The sequence below is a fragment of the uncultured Mucilaginibacter sp. genome (assembly GCF_937859865.1).
Classification (GTDB): domain Bacteria; phylum Bacteroidota; class Bacteroidia; order Sphingobacteriales; family Sphingobacteriaceae; genus Mucilaginibacter_A.
In genome coordinates this window covers 52,181-68,207 of the sequence record NZ_CALMAT010000018.1, presented here as the reverse complement: position 1 = coordinate 68,207, position 16,027 = coordinate 52,181, and the positions used below count along the sequence as shown (strand labels likewise).

Genomic DNA, 16,027 nt, shown 5'->3' with positions numbered 1-16,027 from the left:
GATCGGGTTCGGTATAACCTTTTTCCTGCGCTTCTTTCACCACGTCGTGGAAACTCGCTTCACCTTTAAAATTATTAAAAATGAAAGAAATCGTTCCCGATAAAATTGCTTCGATTTTCAAAACCCGGTCGCCTGAAACCATCAGATTTTTTAATGTTTGGATAATTGGCAAACCGGCGCCAACATTGGTTTCATAATAAAAATCAACACCATGACTTCTGGCCGCATCTTTAAACTTTTTATACTGTTCGTAACTCGCCGAATTCCCGATTTTATTGCAGGTTACAATGGAAATGTTCGACTTAAAAACCGCTTCGTAAAAAGCAATTGGTTTCGGACTGGCGGTGTTATCAATAAAAACAGCATTGGGCAAATTCATCGCTTTCATCCGCGCTACAAATTCATCTAATTGCGCCGTTTCTCCAGCGTTTTCCAATTCATTTTGCCAGTTTTCTAAAGCCAAACCATCACTGTTAAAAACCATTTTACGCGTGTTGCTGATACCGACGACTTTTACCTGAATGCCATTATTTTCCTGCAAAAACTCAGTGTGAGCTAACAGTTGGCGGAACAATGTTTTACCGATATTGCCCGTGCCCAGATTAAAAACATGCAAGGTTTTATTTAGCTCGGTAAAAAAAGCATCGTGAACGGCGTTTAAAGCTTTGTTGAGATCGGGACGCGCAATCACAACCGAAATATTATACTCGGATGAACCTTGCGCAATTGCCCGAACATTGACACCATTTCGTCCCAGCGCATGAAACAACTTGCCCGACATGCCCGGCGTTTGCTTCATGTTTTCGCCAACGATGGCCAAAATAGAAAGGTTTTGCTCGAAAACTGGCTTTTCCAACTTTTTGGCGATCAGTTCCAGTTCAAATTCCTGCTCGATTAAATGTTGCGCTTTCGGTGCATCAGCCGGATGAATGGCAAAAGTAATGCTATGTTCGGAAGAGGATTGTGTGATCAAAATAACGTTAATTTGTTCTCGCGCCAAAAGCGAAAATAATCTTCCGCTAAAACCGGCTTTTCCAACCATTCCGCTGCCTTCCAGATTGATAATACTGATCTCGTTGATAGAAGAAATGCCTTTTATCGTTAGGTTTGAGGGGCCGCAATCATGTTTAATTACCGTTCCGGGAAAATCTGGTTCAAACGTATTTTTTATGGCGATTGGAATGCGTTTTAAAAACGCCGGAATCATGGTTGGCGGATAAATCACTTTCGCCCCGAAGTAAGAAAGTTCCATTGCTTCTGTATAAGAAAGTTCGGGCAGCGGGAATGCTTTTTTTACCATCCTCGGATCGGCGGTCATCATGCCGTTTACATCGGTCCAAATTTGGATTTTTGCTGCATTTAACGCCGCACCTACAATTGCTGCCGTATAATCGCTTCCCCCGCGGCCTAAAGTTGTAATGCGGTTATGTTCGTTGCTCGCAATAAAGCCAGTTAAAAACAGTATTTTGCCTTGATGTTCGCTGTAAAAACTTTGGATCAGGATGTCGGTCAGTTCGGTCTGAACACGCGCTTGTCCGAAATTGCTATCGGTTTTAATCAAATGTGTCGCATCAACATACAACGAATCTAAAAAAAACTGTTCCGCAATTTTGCTGATCATAAAAGCAGAACAACGTTCGCCGTAACTTAAAACCAAATCCCGGGTTTGTGCGGTAAGTTCTTTTAAACTCGAAATCCCTTGCAGCAAATCTTCCAGCTCATTAAAAAATATTTTCAATTTGGTAAAAACCGGATTTTGGCGCTGTACATCCAGCAATGTTTTTATAATGGTAAAATGGCGTGTTTCTAATTCAGTTAAATAACTGGCATATTCTTCTCCAACCGAAGCTTTTTCGGCCATTTGTGCCAATAAGTTGGTAACGCCGCCCATCGCCGAAACAACCACAACCGGCGCACCGGAAGCCGCATTTTCTTTTTGAACAATTTGTAGCAGTGTTTGGATACTTTCGGGAGAACCAACGGACGTGCCTCCGAACTTTAAAATTTTCATTATTAATAATTTAACAAAAAAGCCTTCCTCTTGGCGGAGGAAGGCTTTTGATGATTTTTATCTTTTTAATTTTCACCAAATTTATACTTCCTCCGCTGTGTTGCCGGTGGTAGTAATAATCGTGGTAAAAATTGGGTTGAACATTTGCAATCGTTTTTGATAACAGCGTAAAGTAAATGCTTTGTTCCCAAATTCGCAATAAAATTAATTTATAAATTTTGCCGGTAAAAGAAGTATATACAAAAAGTATAACTATTTTTGATAGATAAAAACAGTATCCATGAAAAGTGTTTTGCTGAAATTAGACGATAAGCTTTTTGAAGAAACCGAAAAACAGGTAAAAGCGTTGCAAGTGAGCCGAAACGGTTACATTAAAGAAGCGATTGCCAATTACAACAAAAAGTTGGAACGCAAGGCTTTGGAAGAACAGTTGCGGCGGGAAGTGGAAATTTTAAAGGAACATGATCCGGATAAAGAGTTGAAGGAATTATTTGAAACTGCTTCTTTAACCGATTTACAAAAACATTTGGATGAATAAGCAATCGCCGCTGCAATACGAAATCTGGATTGCCGATTTGGAACCGGGAAACAAAAGCGAACCGGGAAAAATCAGGCCGGTTGTGATTTTACAATCAGATATTTTGCATAATGCTGGCCACAGTTCAACTATTGCTTGCGCAATTTCTTCTCAGCCCCGACAAGGTATTTCTTTGATTCGTATTCAGGTAAAACCTACGGATGAAAACGGTTTAAAAAAGCAATCGTACATTTTAGCAGATCAGATTAGGGCGTTAGATTTGTCGCGGTTGCAGGAAAAGATTGGCAAACTGGACGATGAAACCATTAATTATTTACGCAAAAGCATAAAAGCTGTTTTATCTTTCGACTAATGCAAGGCTTAGTAACAAAATCAACCGGAAGCTGGTACCAAGTACAAACCGCAAACGGCGACCGCTTTGATTGTCGCATCAAAGGCAAGTTCCGAATGAAAGGCTTAACCACCACCAACCCAATTGCCGTTGGCGATCAGGTGGATTTTGAGATCGAACCAGACCAGCAAACCGGCGTGATCCATAAACTGCACGACCGGAAAAATTATATCATTCGTAAATCCATCAATCTCAGCAAACAGGCGCAGATAATCGCGGCTAATTTAGATTTGGCTTTGCTGGTGGTAACGCTGGCTTCGCCCCGAACTTCGCTGGGTTTTATTGACCGTTTTTTGGTTACTGCCGAAGCTTATGGCATCCCGGCCGGTATTATTTTCAATAAATTGGATCTGTTTAGCGATGAAGGTTTGGAAATTTTGGCTGATTACCGTTCTATTTATGAGCAAATTGGGTATCAATGCCTGGAAGTTTCAGCCTTAAAAAAAACAGGCATAAAAGAAGTAGAAGCCGTTTTGAAAGATAAAACCACGCTTTTTTCCGGCCATTCCGGCGTAGGAAAATCAACCTTAATCAACACGCTTTTACCTGAACAAAATCTAAGAACAGGCGAAATTTCTGATTGGAGCGATTCCGGAAAACACACCACCACTTTTGCGGAAATGTTTGAACTGCCTTTCGGCGGTTTTTTAATTGATACGCCCGGCATCCGCGAGTTAGGCGTGATTGATATCGAAAAACAGGAACTGAGCCACTTTTTCCCCGAAATGCGCAACCTGCTCAACCAATGCCGTTTCCACAATTGCCGCCACATTAATGAGCCTGGTTGCGCTGTTTTAGCTGCGCTGGAAGCTGGTGAAATTGAGCCTTCGCGTTATGAAAGCTATTTGAGTATTTATCAGGGAAATGATACGCGGGCTTGAGAATTTGATTTGAAGTCATAATTTTTAAAATGAGGGCAGTTATCCAGCGCGTAAGCGAAGCATCCGTAAAAGTAAACGGTTTGGCAACCGGCGAAATTGAAACAGGTTTTGTGGTTTTGCTGGGGATTGAAGAAGCAGATTCCGAAGAAGATGTAACTTGGCTGGCACAAAAAATCATCAACCTGCGTGTTTTTGCTGATGAAAACGGTTTAATGAACAAAGCTTTGGCAGATGTGAACGGTTCGGTTTTACTCATCTCGCAATTCACGCTTTTTGCACAAACGAAAAAAGGAAACCGGCCGTCGTTCATCCGCGCAGCAAAACCAGAATTTGCCATTCCGTTGTATGAAATGATGATTAAAACGCTGGAAAACTTGTTGGGTAAAAGCATTTCCACCGGACAATTCGGCGCGGATATGAAGGTCAGTTTGGTAAACGACGGACCGGTTACCATCATCATGGATACAAAAGATAAAGACAACCACTGATTTTATGACGATAAAAGAAGCACAGCAAGCGGTTGATGAATGGATCAATACAACCGGAATCCGCTATTTCAACGAACTCACCAACACAGCCATTTTGATGGAAGAAGTTGGCGAAGTTGCCCGTATTATGGCGCGCAAATACGGCGAACAATCGTTCAAAAAATCCGACGAAAGCGTAAACCTGCCAGATGAAATGGCCGATGTCTTATTTGTGTTGATTTGCCTGGCCAACCAAACCGGCATTGATTTAACGGAGGCTTTAGAAAAAAACATGGCTAAAAAGAGTATCCGCGATGCGGACCGGCATAAGAATAATGAGAAATTGAAGTGAGTAGAAATTATTCTTTCAACTTCACCAACTTCTCTCCTTCCAAAACCGGAATTGCCGTCGTTAAATCAACCTGCAAACAAAAACGAATATCTTCTTCAATGCCTAACTTTTTTAAGCGGTCGCTGTGTGCTGTTTTTTGCAGGTATAAATTGAGGTTATTTTTTCCAAGTTGAAAAAGATCGTTGGCAGCGATACTTGAGTCGTCTAATTTGTAGTTGCCTGCTTTCAACTGATCAACAACGGCTCCAGCAAATAAAGTGTCTTCCAAGTTGAAGTTGTTTTTCCAACCGGCGCAAACTAACAAAACATTTTTCTGCTGGTCTTTCAGCCAATTGCACAAAGTGGTGAGGTTTAAAAAAGAACCGATCACAATTTTTTTGGCTGCGCGGGAAAGATGTAAAGCATGTGTTCCGTTGGTTGTAGTAAGCACGATTGTTTTGCCCGCAACTTTTTCTTTGGTGTAAGAAAAAGGCGAATTACCGAAATCAAAACCTGCTACCACTTCGCCGTTACGCTCGGCAGCGAGCAAATAATCCAAGCCTTTTTCGCGGTACGCCGTGCATTCCTCTACCTGCGCAACAGGAATGATCGCTTCGGCACCGTTTTCAATGCCGTAACAAATGGAAGACGTTGCCCGGAAAATATCAATAATCACGGCAATGCTGTTTTCAATTGGATAAAGCGGCAGCAGCGCGGGCGTGAGGCAAGTTTCGATCTTTAATTTTTCGCTCATTTGAAATTAGTTAACACTGATTTTTAGGTGGTAAAAGAAGCATCGGCGAAAAAACAATTATTTGTAAAAAGGCGGCTTCACTACTTTGGCTTTGATTTTTTGATCGCGGATTTTGATGTAGATTTCTGTTCCTTCTTTGGCAAAAGTATTGCTCACATAACCCAACCCAACTGCTTTTTGCAACGATGGCGATTGTGTGCCGGAAGTTACTTTGCCGATTACGTTTCCTTCAGCATCAACAATTTCGTAATTGTGGCGCGGAATGCCGCGTTCGATCATTTCAAAACCAACCAACTTTTTGCTGATGCCTGCTTCTTTTTGCTGTTTCAAGGCTTCGGAATTCACAAAATCTTTACTGAATTTGGTGACCCAGCCCAAACCGGCTTCGAGCGGAGAAGTGGTATCGTCAATATCGTTTCCGTACAAACAAAAACCCATTTCCAAACGCAAAGTATCGCGCGCAGCGAGACCAATCGGTTTGATGCCAAAAGGTTCGCCGGCTTTAAAAATGGCGTTCCAAATGGTTTCGGCGTGATCGTTATCAAAATAAATTTCAAAACCACCGGCACCGGTATAACCTGTTGCAGAAATAATTACGTTGTTGATCCCGGCAAAAATGCTTCTTTTAAAGGTATAATATTCCATCGAAGCGAGGTCAACATCGGTTAAGCTTTGCAACGCTTCGGCAGCTTTCGGGCCTTGCACGGCCAGCAGCGAGGTGCGGTCGGAAATGTTTTTCATCTCCACACCAAAATCGTTGTATTTCGAAATCCAGTCCCAATCTTTTTCGATGTTGGAAGCATTTACCACGAGCATGTAGGTTTTCTCGTTCAAACGGTAAACCAGCAAATCATCTACAATACCGCCATTTTCGTTCGGCAAACAGGAATATTGCACTTTGCCGTCGTACAATTTTGAAGCATCGTTGGTGGTTACTTTCTGGATCAGATCTAATACTTTTTCGCCTTTCAAAATAAATTCGCCCATATGGCTCACATCAAAAACCCCAACCGCTTTACGCACGGTATCATGTTCGGCATTAATCCCGGCGTAGGTAACCGGCATGTTGTAACCGGCAAAAGGCACCATTTTGGCACCGGTTTTTATGTGTGTATCGGTGAGGGCAGTAGTTTTCATGGTAACAATTTTTGTGGTGGCAAAAGTAGCAAAATAAGGAGAAGGGCAATGCAATTAACCGGCTGGAACAGCAGTGCTTTTTGAACCGTCTAAAAGCGGATCGCGGACCCGAAAAGTTAGCCGGTGATAAGGCGTAAACCCTTTTTCTAAAATAACCGAGCGGTGTTTTTGGGTTGGATAACCTTTGTTTTGATGCCAGTGGTATTCGGGATGTTCTTGGGCGATTTTTTTCATGTAATCATCGCGGTAGGTTTTTGCCAGGACGGAGGCGGCCGCGATGCTGTAATATTTGCAATCACCTTTTACAATGCAGGCATGATCGAGCGAATTGTATTTTTTGAAATAATTGCCGTCAACAATCAAAAATTCGGGTGGTAAAAGAAGCATATCCAGTGCGCGGTGCATGGCCAGAATGGAAGCTTGCAGAATATTGATTTGGTCAATCTCCAAATTATCAACCGAAGCTACGGCAAAAGCCAAAGCTGTTTTTTCAATCTCCAATCGCAATTGGTCGCGCGTTTTTTCATCCAATTGCTTAGAATCGTGCAGTTCGGAATGAACAAAGTCCTGCGGCAAAATAACGGCGGCGGCAAAAACCGGCCCGGCCAAACAACCACGGCCTGCTTCATCGCAACCGGCTTCCAACAACGTGTGCTGATAGCGCGGTAAAAGTGCCGGTCTGTTGTTCGTGGCCATCATCAAATTTTGAACTGAATTGATACTGTTTTTACCGGTCAAAAATTGGTGTTTTATTTACAACAAATGGTGAGCAATGTAATATCATCAATGGGTTTGCCTTTAACCTGGCGGTTGATGTGGTCGAGTATTTTGGTGTTGAAATGGTCGGGTTTTAATTTGCCGTGCGTTTTTACATATTCGCGCAGCTTTTTTTCGTTCCAGTTTGGGCTTTCCTCGTCGTATTCGATCAAGCCATCGGTATAATTAAAAATCGTAAACTCTTCTTCCAGCAGCATTTCGCCCATGTTTACAAAGGGCAGCTTATCCAAAACACCAATAATAGTGGTGCCTAATTTTAGCTCGGTGATGCAGCCTTTGTGGTAAACGATGGACGGGTTATGGCCGGCATTAATGTAGCTGAGCATCCGGCTTTTCTGGTTAAATTTTCCCAAAAATATAGTAATAAATTTTTCGCCGCGGGTGGTTTTGATGATTACATCGTTTAGCTTTTCGATGATGGTTGTCAAATCTTCTACCACCGATGCCCAAGCGCGCAAACTGGCTTGCAAATTGGCCATCAGCAAAGCGGCAGAAACACCTTTGCCGGAAACATCGGCAATACACCACAAAAATTCATCTTCGTTTAGGCGGATAAAATCGTAATAATCGCCGCCGATATTTTGGTGCGGCAAATAACGCGCGCCAACTTCAATCCCCGGCTCGTTGTAAATGGTAATCGGGATCAGCATTTGCTGCACATCACCCGCCAGTTCCATTTCGCGCTGAAAGCGTTCGGCCTCGATGCGTTTTCTAAACAGCTTTTTGTTCTCCAAAGCCACCACAATCACGTTGGAAAGCGTTTGGATAAAGTTGAGGTCGTTGCCCAGCATTTGCGGCGTGGTTTTAAAATCGCCAATGAGTGCAAAAGCCAGCAGTTTGTTTTTTTGAAAAACCGGGATAAAGTAATCGTAATCGCACAGGATTTCGTTTTCGTATAAGCTAACTTGTACGGGCCCTTTAAATTTCCCTAAACCTTTGCAGGCTTTCAGCAATACGCGGTGCTGCTCAAACTCGCCGCCGTAGTAAGAAACGCATTTAAAGCGGTTTTCCACTTCGGCCATAAACCGGAACTTGCCCACTTGCAGGTAATCTTTCAAAATCACTTCCAGCATGTCTAGCAAAACTGCCGTCGTGGCACTTTTGTTGATTGCCTGGGTTACTTCCAGCAAAGCATTTAATTCTGCCTGTCTTTTTAAAAGCAGGCGGATCAGTTCATCCTCTTCAGAATTATTGTTGACGTTTTGCATGAAATTATACTTCTTCCCTCATCATTTATATTGATTAAATCCGCGTATTTTGTGATTTAACATCAAACGCATCGCGCAAGCCAATAGTTACCACATTAAAAGCATAAACTATCAACATGATGGCCAACCCCGGCAAAATAGCAAGATAAGCTGAATCTATCACAATGTAACCATAATGTTCTTTAATCATGGCGCCCCAAGTGGGCGTTGGCGGTTGCGCGCCGTAACCCAAAAAGCTTAAACCGGCTTCGAGCAAAATAGCCGAAGCAAAATTAGAAGCCGCCAAAACCAAAATTGGCCCGGTAATATTGGGCAAAATATGATGGCGGATTATGCGGTAATGACCAAAACCCAAAGCACGCGCCGCTTCAATAAATTCAACTTGTTTTAAGGCGATTACCTGGCCGCGCACCAAACGGCCAACTTCTACCCACATGGAAAGGCCAACGGCTACAAATATCTGCCATAAACCTTTGCCTAAAGCAAAAGAGATGGCAATCACCAGCAGCAGCGCCGGCAAGGCCCATAAAACATTCATCAGCCAGCTCAGCAATTCGTCTGTTTTTCCGCCAAAATAACCTGCGGCCGAACCAACAGTTACGCCAACAATCAAACTAATTAGTACAGATACGAAACCCACAGCAAGTGAGATTCGGGCACCAATAATTAACCGGCTTAACATATCGCGGCCATAAATATCTGTGCCCAACCAAAATGTTTTTTTGATGATTTGCTGGTCTGTTATTTCTTTTTGCACTTGGGGCAATGCTTCTTTTAGCACCTCTTTTTTGGTGTCTTGGGTTGAAGGATTATCCGCAATGCTTTTTTTACCACTGATTTTATAAATGTTGTAAGCAGTTTCTGCGGCCACATCTTCATCGCCGATGTATTCGCGGACGTAAATGGAATCTTTGTTGAAACGATAATGGGTTATCGGCACGTTGTGCCAGGGCGAAGGCTGGCCGAACAGCATTTTACTAATAAAATTGACGGTATCCGTGCGGTCTTCTTTTTTAATGCGGAGGATGGTAAAAGAAGCACCAGGCTTTTTCAGGCCCAGTTGCACCAGCATATCGTTGGCTTGCGGCGTGCCGTCGGGCGTAATCAGATAACCTAAAACGGCAACAAGCGATGTGAACAAAATCAACAACATTCCGGCAACGGCTAATTTATTTTGAAAGAAAATTTTTTGGTTAGAAGAAAGATTGGCTTTGGTCAATGGCTGTTCAACAGGAATGTTTTAAAGTTTAAATATAGGCTTTGGTGCTTCAAAACCCTATTTTATTTTCAAAAATATGTCAATGCACTTTCCGGCCTTTCCATTCGTACGTGCCTTTGTTGCCAATGATGCCGATGTAAACCACGTAAAAAACGTGCAGCAAAGAACCTAAAGGCAGCAAAAACAGCAGTTTACGCCGTTTAAAAAACATGGCGACAAGAAATAAAAAGATGCCTTCGGCAAAAATTTTAAAAAGTAATTGCAAGCCGGCAACTTTTAAAAAGTATGGGTTGAAAATGCCGGCCACCAAATTTACCAGGATAATGGCGTTGAAAAGCCAGAAACCAACCGACAAAGCCACAATGGATTTGTCTTTATACTTCACCGACTTTGATGCCCAGCGGCGGCGTTGCTGCTTAAATTCTTCCCAGTTTGGTTTGGCGTGCGTATAAACGATGGCTTCGCGCTGCTTTAAAAATTGGATTCCCTTCGGGTATCTGGCAGCTATTTTTTGCAGCAGCAGCTCGTCATCGCCGGAGGCCAGATCATCAATTCCTTTAAAACCGCCAACTTCGTTAAAAACACTTTTTTTATAGGCCAAATTTGCGCCGTTGCAAGTGGAAGCTTTTCGGTTGCCGATGGTTGCCGCGCCTAAACCGATAAAAGCCGAAAACTCCAGCGCCTGCATACTTTCGAACAAATTTTTATCTTCAAAAAAAGCAACCGGCGAGGACAACATCAACACGTTACTTTCTTCAAACTTAGTTACAATCGCTTCCAACCAGTGCACGCCCATGCGACAATCGGCATCGGTAGCCACCATTAAATCGCCGGTTGATAAACGGATGGCTTCGCTGATGGCTTTCTTTTTGTACGAATTTAAGACCCGGTCTTCTTTCAACTGCAACAATTTTATGCCGCGATTCGCATAACTTAAAATAATTTCGGCGGTACGATCTGTTGAGTGGTCATCGGCAATAATCACTTCCAATAATGCCTTCGGATATTGCTGCGCCAAAATATCTTCGATGGTTTTGTGGATGCCGGCCTCTTCATTCCGCGCAGCAATTAATACCGTTACTTTGGTTTGATATGCTGTTTTTAGCACATAAAAATTGGGCTTGATACGCAGCCAGCCGCGGATCAAAAACACAAACAAAAGCACATACAAAACCGTAAATAAAACTGCTGCCGAACTAAGTATTGTTGCCAAAGAAGTTAAGTTTAAGTACAAAAACAGAACCGATCACCGCAGGAATGATCAGATTGATCAGCCAGATGCAAGATACACAAGCCATAATGGCGACCGATTGCGTGGTGATAAACCCGAACAGATAATTGGCGATGAAGTTGCGCACGCCAATATCCAGCAAATCCAAAGACGGGATGGCCGACTGGATAAAAAACAGGTTAAAAACCATCACCATCACCGGGATTAAATGCAAATCGGGCAGCAAAATATGGATCAAAATATAATATTGCGAAGAAAAAACCACAAAACGTGCCAGGCTCAGTAACATAATCAAAGTTAATTGCGGGAAGCTGTACTTGGCCATGATGCTAAAAAAGCGGTGGTATTTTTGGAGGAATTTGATCTTATCCAGCAAAAACACCAGCCAGCGGATGCGAAAATACAACAACAAAAAAGCAAGGATAAAAACAGCACCGAACACGGTGATCCCAAAAGAAAGCCAAAAGTTTAAATGCTGATACGTGTAAATTAAATACAGCAGCGACAAAGTGCCCACCACATTGGTTACGGTATTTTGGCCGAAAGCACCAACGGCCATCGCAAAAATGCCGTGAATGCGTTTTCTTGGTGGTAGGTACAAAATCCGGCCGCCATATTCGCCAATGCGGTTTGGGGTGATGATCGCCATGGTTAATCCGCAAAAAACGGCTTCGATAGATTTCCACAAACTCATTTTTTCGAGCAGCTTGGTCAGGTATTTCCATTTCACGGCTTCTAAAACCCAATTCAAAAACATCAGCAAAGTAACGGCAATCAAGCCTGCGTAAACCTGGTTTTGCCCAACCGAATGGATACGGTTTACAAATTGCTCCAGGTTTTTGTTGTGGTTAACGTGCCGGTAAACAAACCAGATGGTAAGCAGTAAAATCCCTGCTTTTAACAGGTAACCAAGCGTTTTACGGGCAATACGGGCCAAGGCTAAATTTTTTGCAATGTTACGGATTTGGGCTATACTTGTTCTATGCAGGTGGAAAAATCGAAAGAGCGGATTATTTTAGGCATTGACCCCGGAACGAAAGTGATGGGTTACGGTTTGGTGAAAGAGAACGGACAAAAGCTGGAACTGCTGAGTTTGGGCGTGGTGAAGATGGAACATCTGGACGACCACATGCTGAAACTGCAGCGTATTTTTGAAAAAACCGTCAATTTAATTGATAATTACCACCCGGATTGTTTGGCGATTGAAGCGCCTTTTTATGGCAAAAATATCCAAGTGATGCTGAAATTGGGACGCGCGCAAGGCGTAGCGATGGCGGCGGCACTTTCCCGTAATGTGGAAATTACAGAGTATTCGCCACGAAAAATCAAGCAGTCCATCACCGGAAACGGAAACGCCAGCAAAGAACAGGTTGCCGCCATGCTGCAAAATTTGCTAAAGTTTAACGAAACGCCCGATTTTTTGGATGCCACGGATGGTTTGGCGGTTGCAGTTTGCCATTCATTCCAAAAAATCAGCACCAAAAGCGGCGCCAAAAAGAGCTATACCGGTTGGGAATCTTTTGTGAAAGATAATGTAAAACGTGTTGCTTCGCCAGCAGTTATCGCAAAAAAAGTAGTGTAAAAGAAGCATTGTTGGTTTAGCACGATACTTCTTTTATCGGCATAAAATCTTAGTCGTTCCGCAATGCTTCTTTAATTTTCTCCGCCGTTACTTCCATTTCTGCTGCGCTAAAACTCAATTTTGGGCGGGAGAAATTCATATCGTTTACTTCGTTCATCGGAATTAAATGAATGTGCGCATGTGGCACTTCCAAACCAATTACGGCAACGCCCACTTTTTTGCACGGAATCACTTTTTTTAAGCCTTCGGCCACAATTTTGGCAAAGATCATTAAGCCATTGTATGTTTCATCGTCCAAATCGAACAGGTAATCCACTTCCTTTTTCGGGATCACCAGGGTATGGCCGTTAGCAAGCGGACTCACATCCAGAAAAGCCAGAAAATCAATGCTTTCTGCTACTTTGTACGCTTCAATTTCACCGGAAACGATTTTTGAAAAAATGGTTGACATGTTGTTGTGTTAAAAGTTAGGTTCTGAACTATGAACTATTATCAATAAACTATTACCTATAAACTAAACTCACCTGCTAATCTCCATAATTTCAAACTCAATCTTACCGGCCGGAACCGTAATTTCGGTTTTGTCGCCTACTTTTTTGCCCAGCAAACCTTTGGCAATAGGCGAAGTAACCGATATTTTGCCGGCTTTAAAATCAGCTTCCGTTTCGGATACTAATTGGTATTGCATCACCGCACCGTTCTTCAAATTTTTTATTTTGACTTTAGACAAAGCCAGCACTTTGGTGATGTCCATTTTTGATTCGTCCAGCAAGCGTGCGTTGGCCAGCACTTCGCCTAATTTGGCAATCTTCGCTTCGTGCAAACCTTGTGCTTCTTTTGCCGCATCATATTCTGCATTTTCCGATAAATCGCCTTTATCGCGGGCTTCTGCAATCTGTTTGGCAATCGAGGCGCGGCCTTCTGTTTTCAGAAACTGCAGTTCTTCCTTCAATTTCTCTAACCCTTCTTTTGTATAGTAAGCAACTTCTGCCATGATCAAATATCTTTAAATTCTGGTTGTTATAAACTAAAAACATCCTTCTGAAAAAGAAGGATGCAACGTTTTTAAAAAACAAACAAGACTACACCGGCTTGCCTGCATAGTCTTGTTTTTGTTAGAACGAAGATAAAAACTTTAAACCTTAAACTCCAAATTTTTCAGTTTTTCGGCCAGCACTTCGCTTATTTTCCGGTACGAATCAAATGTCCAGCCGGCAATGTGCGGCGTTAACAAAACACGGCCACTGCTTTTTAGTTCCTCAAACCAGCTTTGTTCTGCCAGCGACGGAAATTTTTCTGTTTCCAAAACATCCAAACCTGCACCCAAAATTTTGCCGCTTTTTATCCCGTTTAAAATAGCTTGTACTTTGGCGATTTCTCCGCGCGAGGTATTTAGCAAAAAAATCGGTTTGCGGAAATGGAACAGATATTCATCATCCACCATGCCTTTGGTTTCTGGTGTAAGCGGAATATGAAAACTGATGACATTGCTTAACCGCACAATTTCTTCCATGCTTACTTCGCGCGCAAACTTGTCGGAAAAGCCGGTTTTGTATTTATCATAAGCAATCACTTCCACACCAAAACCACTTAGTTTTTGGGCGAAACTTTTGCCCATGTGGCCGTAACCAATAATGCCAACGGTTTTGCCTTTCAGTTCATAGCCGCGGTTGCCTTCGCGGTCCCAAATGCCGTTTCTGATTTCGATATCCGCTTTCCTAAAATTATTCATCAGCGAAAGCAGCAAACCAACAGCATGTTCGCCAACGGCATCACTATTTCCTTCGGGCGCGTTGATGCAGGCGATGCTTCTTTTATCGGCATAAATTTCGTCTATGTTGTCCATTCCGGCTCCGGCGCGTGCAATAAAACGCAGTTTTGGTGCCGCATCTATAATTTCCTGATCTACTTGAAACTTGGTTCTTATCGCCAAACCTTCGTAATCTGCAATTACGCTTAACGTTTTTTCTCGGGTAAAAGAAGCATCAATAGTGCAGGTATAACCTAATTTTTCGGCAGCCTGGGCGAAAGCTGGGTGGAGGTCATCGACGATTAGTATTTTTTTTTGGATGGAAGCAGGCACTTTGTTTAATATTTCAGGCAAAGATAGCGGATATTTTAAAAAGGGTTACGTGTTGGATTTTGACGGTTATCCCAAAATGAAACCAAATATATTTCTTTGGTACGGATCAAATAAAACAGAGAAGTTTGCTTGGTAATAACTGCTTTTCTGATTTGATTATAATTGGAAGCCGGATAAATATAAGGATGTGCGCGAATTACTTTTACAACAGCTTCGGTTTTTAAAATAAAATCTTTTGTTTCTTTTTCCGTCCAGCGATAATTTAAAAAATCAATAATGTTTTCAAATTGAAACCTTGCTTCTTCAGACCAATTAACCGTTAAGGCCATAACGCGCTTTTATTTCTTTCATTACAGAATCATGGCTTTGAACCCGACCTGCTTCAACATCCGCTAAACCACGATTGATACTTTCTTTAACTGAATCAGGTAACCCATCCCAAAAATCAGGCTCTTGCCTTTGAAAAACACTTTTGATTTCCTGAATAACTTCTTCATTTTCTGTTTCCAAAATCAATTTAAGCAATTCTATTTTTTCAGCTTCAATATTCATTTTCAATCGTTTAATCAAATATAATAAACTATTTATTCTCTTCAATCATGTTTGTAAGTTTAACAAAATCCCCAACACTTAACCTTTCCGCACGTAAATCCAGCAACGGTTCTTCCGTCATTTTTTCTTTGTTGATGAGCGAAGAAAGCGCATTACGCAACGTTTTCCGCCGCTGATTAAATCCCGCTTTTACAACCTGCCAAAACAGTTTTTCATCACAATCCAATTCCCTAACTTCATTTCGAGTTAATCGAATTACCGCCGAAAGCACTTTTGGCGGCGGGTTAAAAACGCCAGCTTTCACCGTAAATAAATATTCGACTTTATAATAAGCCTGCAAAAAAACGCTCAAAATGCCGTATTCTTTGCTTCCCGGTTTGGCGGCGCAGCGTTCGGCAACTTCTTTCTGGAACATGCCTACTACTTCCGGCACTTTATTGCGGTTATCCAATATTTTAAATAAAATCTGCGAAGAAATATTATACGGAAAATTGCCGATGATCGAAAAAGTACCGGTAAAAACAGCATCAAAATCCATCTGCAAAAAATCGGCATTGATCAATTTCTGGCCTAATTGCGGATATTTTTTTTGGAGGAACTGATAGGATTCGGTATCAATATCAACCATAAAAACTTCGAGTTCGGGTTTCTGCAACAAAAAATCGGATAAAATGCCCATTCCCGGACCAACTTCCAGCACTGCGCCTTCCGTTTTTAAACTGTTTACAATTTTGGCGGCAATGTTTTTATCGGTCAAAAAATGTTGGCCTAAATGTTTTTTGGCTTTTACTAATTGCATTTGCTCCTTAAATTGCTGCAAAATACGTCATATTTGTGCTTTATCCGGTTTTTAAAGCGGATAGGT

19 protein-coding genes and 1 pseudogene (1 of these 20 only partly in view) are annotated in these 16,027 nt (G+C 42.1%); 6 read left to right on the top strand and 14 right to left on the bottom strand.

Annotated elements, in window-relative coordinates; genetic code table 11:
- Positions 1 to 2,011, bottom strand: a pseudogene (gene thrA, locus Q0192_RS02355) (bifunctional aspartate kinase/homoserine dehydrogenase I); it reaches 413 nt to the left of the window's first position.
- A 280-nt stretch (positions 2,012 to 2,291) separates the two neighbouring features.
- Between thrA and Q0192_RS02350 the strand changes: the two are divergent.
- Genes Q0192_RS02350 through Q0192_RS02330 form a run of 5 tightly spaced genes read left to right on the top strand, consistent with a single transcriptional unit; the run spans position 2,292 to position 4,640 of the window.
- Positions 2,292 to 2,549, top strand: a complete 258-nt coding sequence (locus Q0192_RS02350; RefSeq protein ID WP_299285493.1) for a hypothetical protein — start codon at positions 2,292 to 2,294, stop codon at positions 2,547 to 2,549.
- On the top strand, positions 2,542 to 2,901 hold the full coding sequence (locus tag Q0192_RS02345; RefSeq protein ID WP_299285490.1) for a type II toxin-antitoxin system PemK/MazF family toxin: 360 nt from the start codon (positions 2,542 to 2,544) through the stop codon (positions 2,899 to 2,901). Before Q0192_RS02350 ends, Q0192_RS02345 begins: the two co-directional genes overlap by 8 nt.
- Positions 2,901 to 3,821 (top strand): ribosome small subunit-dependent GTPase A, encoded by a 921-nt coding sequence (gene rsgA / locus Q0192_RS02340; RefSeq protein WP_299285487.1) that lies wholly within the window; start codon positions 2,901 to 2,903, stop codon positions 3,819 to 3,821. The genes Q0192_RS02345 and rsgA overlap by 1 nt, the downstream gene beginning before the upstream one ends.
- A gap of 29 nt (positions 3,822 to 3,850) precedes the next feature.
- Positions 3,851 to 4,309 (top strand): D-aminoacyl-tRNA deacylase, encoded by a 459-nt coding sequence (dtd, locus tag Q0192_RS02335; protein WP_299285484.1) that lies wholly within the window; start codon positions 3,851 to 3,853, stop codon positions 4,307 to 4,309.
- A gap of 4 nt (positions 4,310 to 4,313) precedes the next feature.
- Entirely contained in the window at positions 4,314 to 4,640 is a 327-nt protein-coding gene (locus Q0192_RS02330; protein ID WP_299285481.1) for a nucleotide pyrophosphohydrolase, read from the top strand.
- A gap of 7 nt (positions 4,641 to 4,647) precedes the next feature.
- On the opposite strand, the gene Q0192_RS02325 is transcribed toward Q0192_RS02330, so the two are convergent.
- The 7 genes from Q0192_RS02325 to Q0192_RS02295 all read right to left on the bottom strand — a co-directional run bounded on the left by Q0192_RS02325 (position 4,648) and on the right by Q0192_RS02295 (position 11,882).
- Positions 4,648 to 5,373, bottom strand: a complete 726-nt coding sequence (locus Q0192_RS02325) for a 2-phosphosulfolactate phosphatase (protein ID WP_299285478.1) — start codon at positions 5,371 to 5,373, stop codon at positions 4,648 to 4,650.
- A gap of 57 nt (positions 5,374 to 5,430) precedes the next feature.
- Positions 5,431 to 6,510, bottom strand: coding sequence for a glycine cleavage system aminomethyltransferase GcvT (gene gcvT, locus Q0192_RS02320; protein WP_299285475.1), 1,080 nt, complete (start codon positions 6,508 to 6,510; stop codon positions 5,431 to 5,433).
- Positions 6,511 to 6,564: 54 nt separating this feature from the next.
- The gene (locus Q0192_RS02315; RefSeq protein ID WP_299285616.1) at positions 6,565 to 7,206 is read right to left on the bottom strand and encodes a ribonuclease HII; all 642 of its coding nucleotides are present in this window, start codon (positions 7,204 to 7,206) and stop codon (positions 6,565 to 6,567) included.
- Positions 7,207 to 7,259: 53 nt separating this feature from the next.
- Positions 7,260 to 8,495 (bottom strand): SpoIIE family protein phosphatase, encoded by a 1,236-nt coding sequence (locus tag Q0192_RS02310; protein ID WP_299285472.1) that lies wholly within the window; start codon positions 8,493 to 8,495, stop codon positions 7,260 to 7,262.
- A 34-nt stretch (positions 8,496 to 8,529) separates the two neighbouring features.
- Positions 8,530 to 9,714, bottom strand: coding sequence for an ABC transporter permease (locus tag Q0192_RS02305; protein ID WP_299285470.1), 1,185 nt, complete (start codon positions 9,712 to 9,714; stop codon positions 8,530 to 8,532).
- Between the two features lie 79 nt (positions 9,715 to 9,793).
- Positions 9,794 to 10,927 (bottom strand): glycosyltransferase, encoded by a 1,134-nt coding sequence (locus Q0192_RS02300; RefSeq protein WP_299285468.1) that lies wholly within the window; start codon positions 10,925 to 10,927, stop codon positions 9,794 to 9,796.
- The gene (locus Q0192_RS02295) at positions 10,911 to 11,882 is read right to left on the bottom strand and encodes a lysylphosphatidylglycerol synthase domain-containing protein (protein ID WP_299285466.1); all 972 of its coding nucleotides are present in this window, start codon (positions 11,880 to 11,882) and stop codon (positions 10,911 to 10,913) included. The genes Q0192_RS02300 and Q0192_RS02295 overlap by 17 nt, the downstream gene beginning before the upstream one ends.
- Positions 11,883 to 11,927: 45 nt before the next feature.
- On the opposite strand from Q0192_RS02295, the gene ruvC reads away from it, so the two are divergent.
- Positions 11,928 to 12,527 (top strand): crossover junction endodeoxyribonuclease RuvC, encoded by a 600-nt coding sequence (gene ruvC, locus Q0192_RS02290; protein WP_299285463.1) that lies wholly within the window; start codon positions 11,928 to 11,930, stop codon positions 12,525 to 12,527.
- A gap of 49 nt (positions 12,528 to 12,576) precedes the next feature.
- Here ruvC and Q0192_RS02285 read toward each other — a convergent pair whose 3' ends face one another.
- The 6 genes from Q0192_RS02285 to rsmA all read right to left on the bottom strand — a co-directional run bounded on the left by Q0192_RS02285 (position 12,577) and on the right by rsmA (position 15,961).
- The gene (locus Q0192_RS02285; protein WP_299285460.1) at positions 12,577 to 12,978 is read right to left on the bottom strand and encodes an HIT family protein; all 402 of its coding nucleotides are present in this window, start codon (positions 12,976 to 12,978) and stop codon (positions 12,577 to 12,579) included.
- 69 nt (positions 12,979 to 13,047) lie between these two features.
- Positions 13,048 to 13,521, bottom strand: coding sequence for a transcription elongation factor GreA (greA, locus tag Q0192_RS02280; protein WP_299285457.1), 474 nt, complete (start codon positions 13,519 to 13,521; stop codon positions 13,048 to 13,050).
- 141 nt (positions 13,522 to 13,662) lie between these two features.
- On the bottom strand, positions 13,663 to 14,631 hold the full coding sequence (locus Q0192_RS02275; protein WP_299285455.1) for an NAD(P)-dependent oxidoreductase: 969 nt from the start codon (positions 14,629 to 14,631) through the stop codon (positions 13,663 to 13,665).
- A 14-nt stretch (positions 14,632 to 14,645) separates the two neighbouring features.
- Positions 14,646 to 14,939, bottom strand: coding sequence for a type II toxin-antitoxin system RelE/ParE family toxin (locus Q0192_RS02270; protein WP_299285453.1), 294 nt, complete (start codon positions 14,937 to 14,939; stop codon positions 14,646 to 14,648).
- On the bottom strand, positions 14,923 to 15,162 hold the full coding sequence (locus tag Q0192_RS02265) for a hypothetical protein (RefSeq protein WP_299285450.1): 240 nt from the start codon (positions 15,160 to 15,162) through the stop codon (positions 14,923 to 14,925). Before Q0192_RS02265 ends, Q0192_RS02270 begins: the two co-directional genes overlap by 17 nt.
- A 28-nt stretch (positions 15,163 to 15,190) precedes the next feature.
- Positions 15,191 to 15,961 carry a 16S rRNA (adenine(1518)-N(6)/adenine(1519)-N(6))-dimethyltransferase RsmA gene (gene rsmA, locus Q0192_RS02260; RefSeq protein ID WP_299285448.1) on the bottom strand — a complete coding sequence of 257 codons (771 nt, stop codon included), beginning with the start codon at positions 15,959 to 15,961 and terminating at the stop codon, positions 15,191 to 15,193.
- Between the last annotated feature and the right edge of the window lie 66 nt (positions 15,962 to 16,027).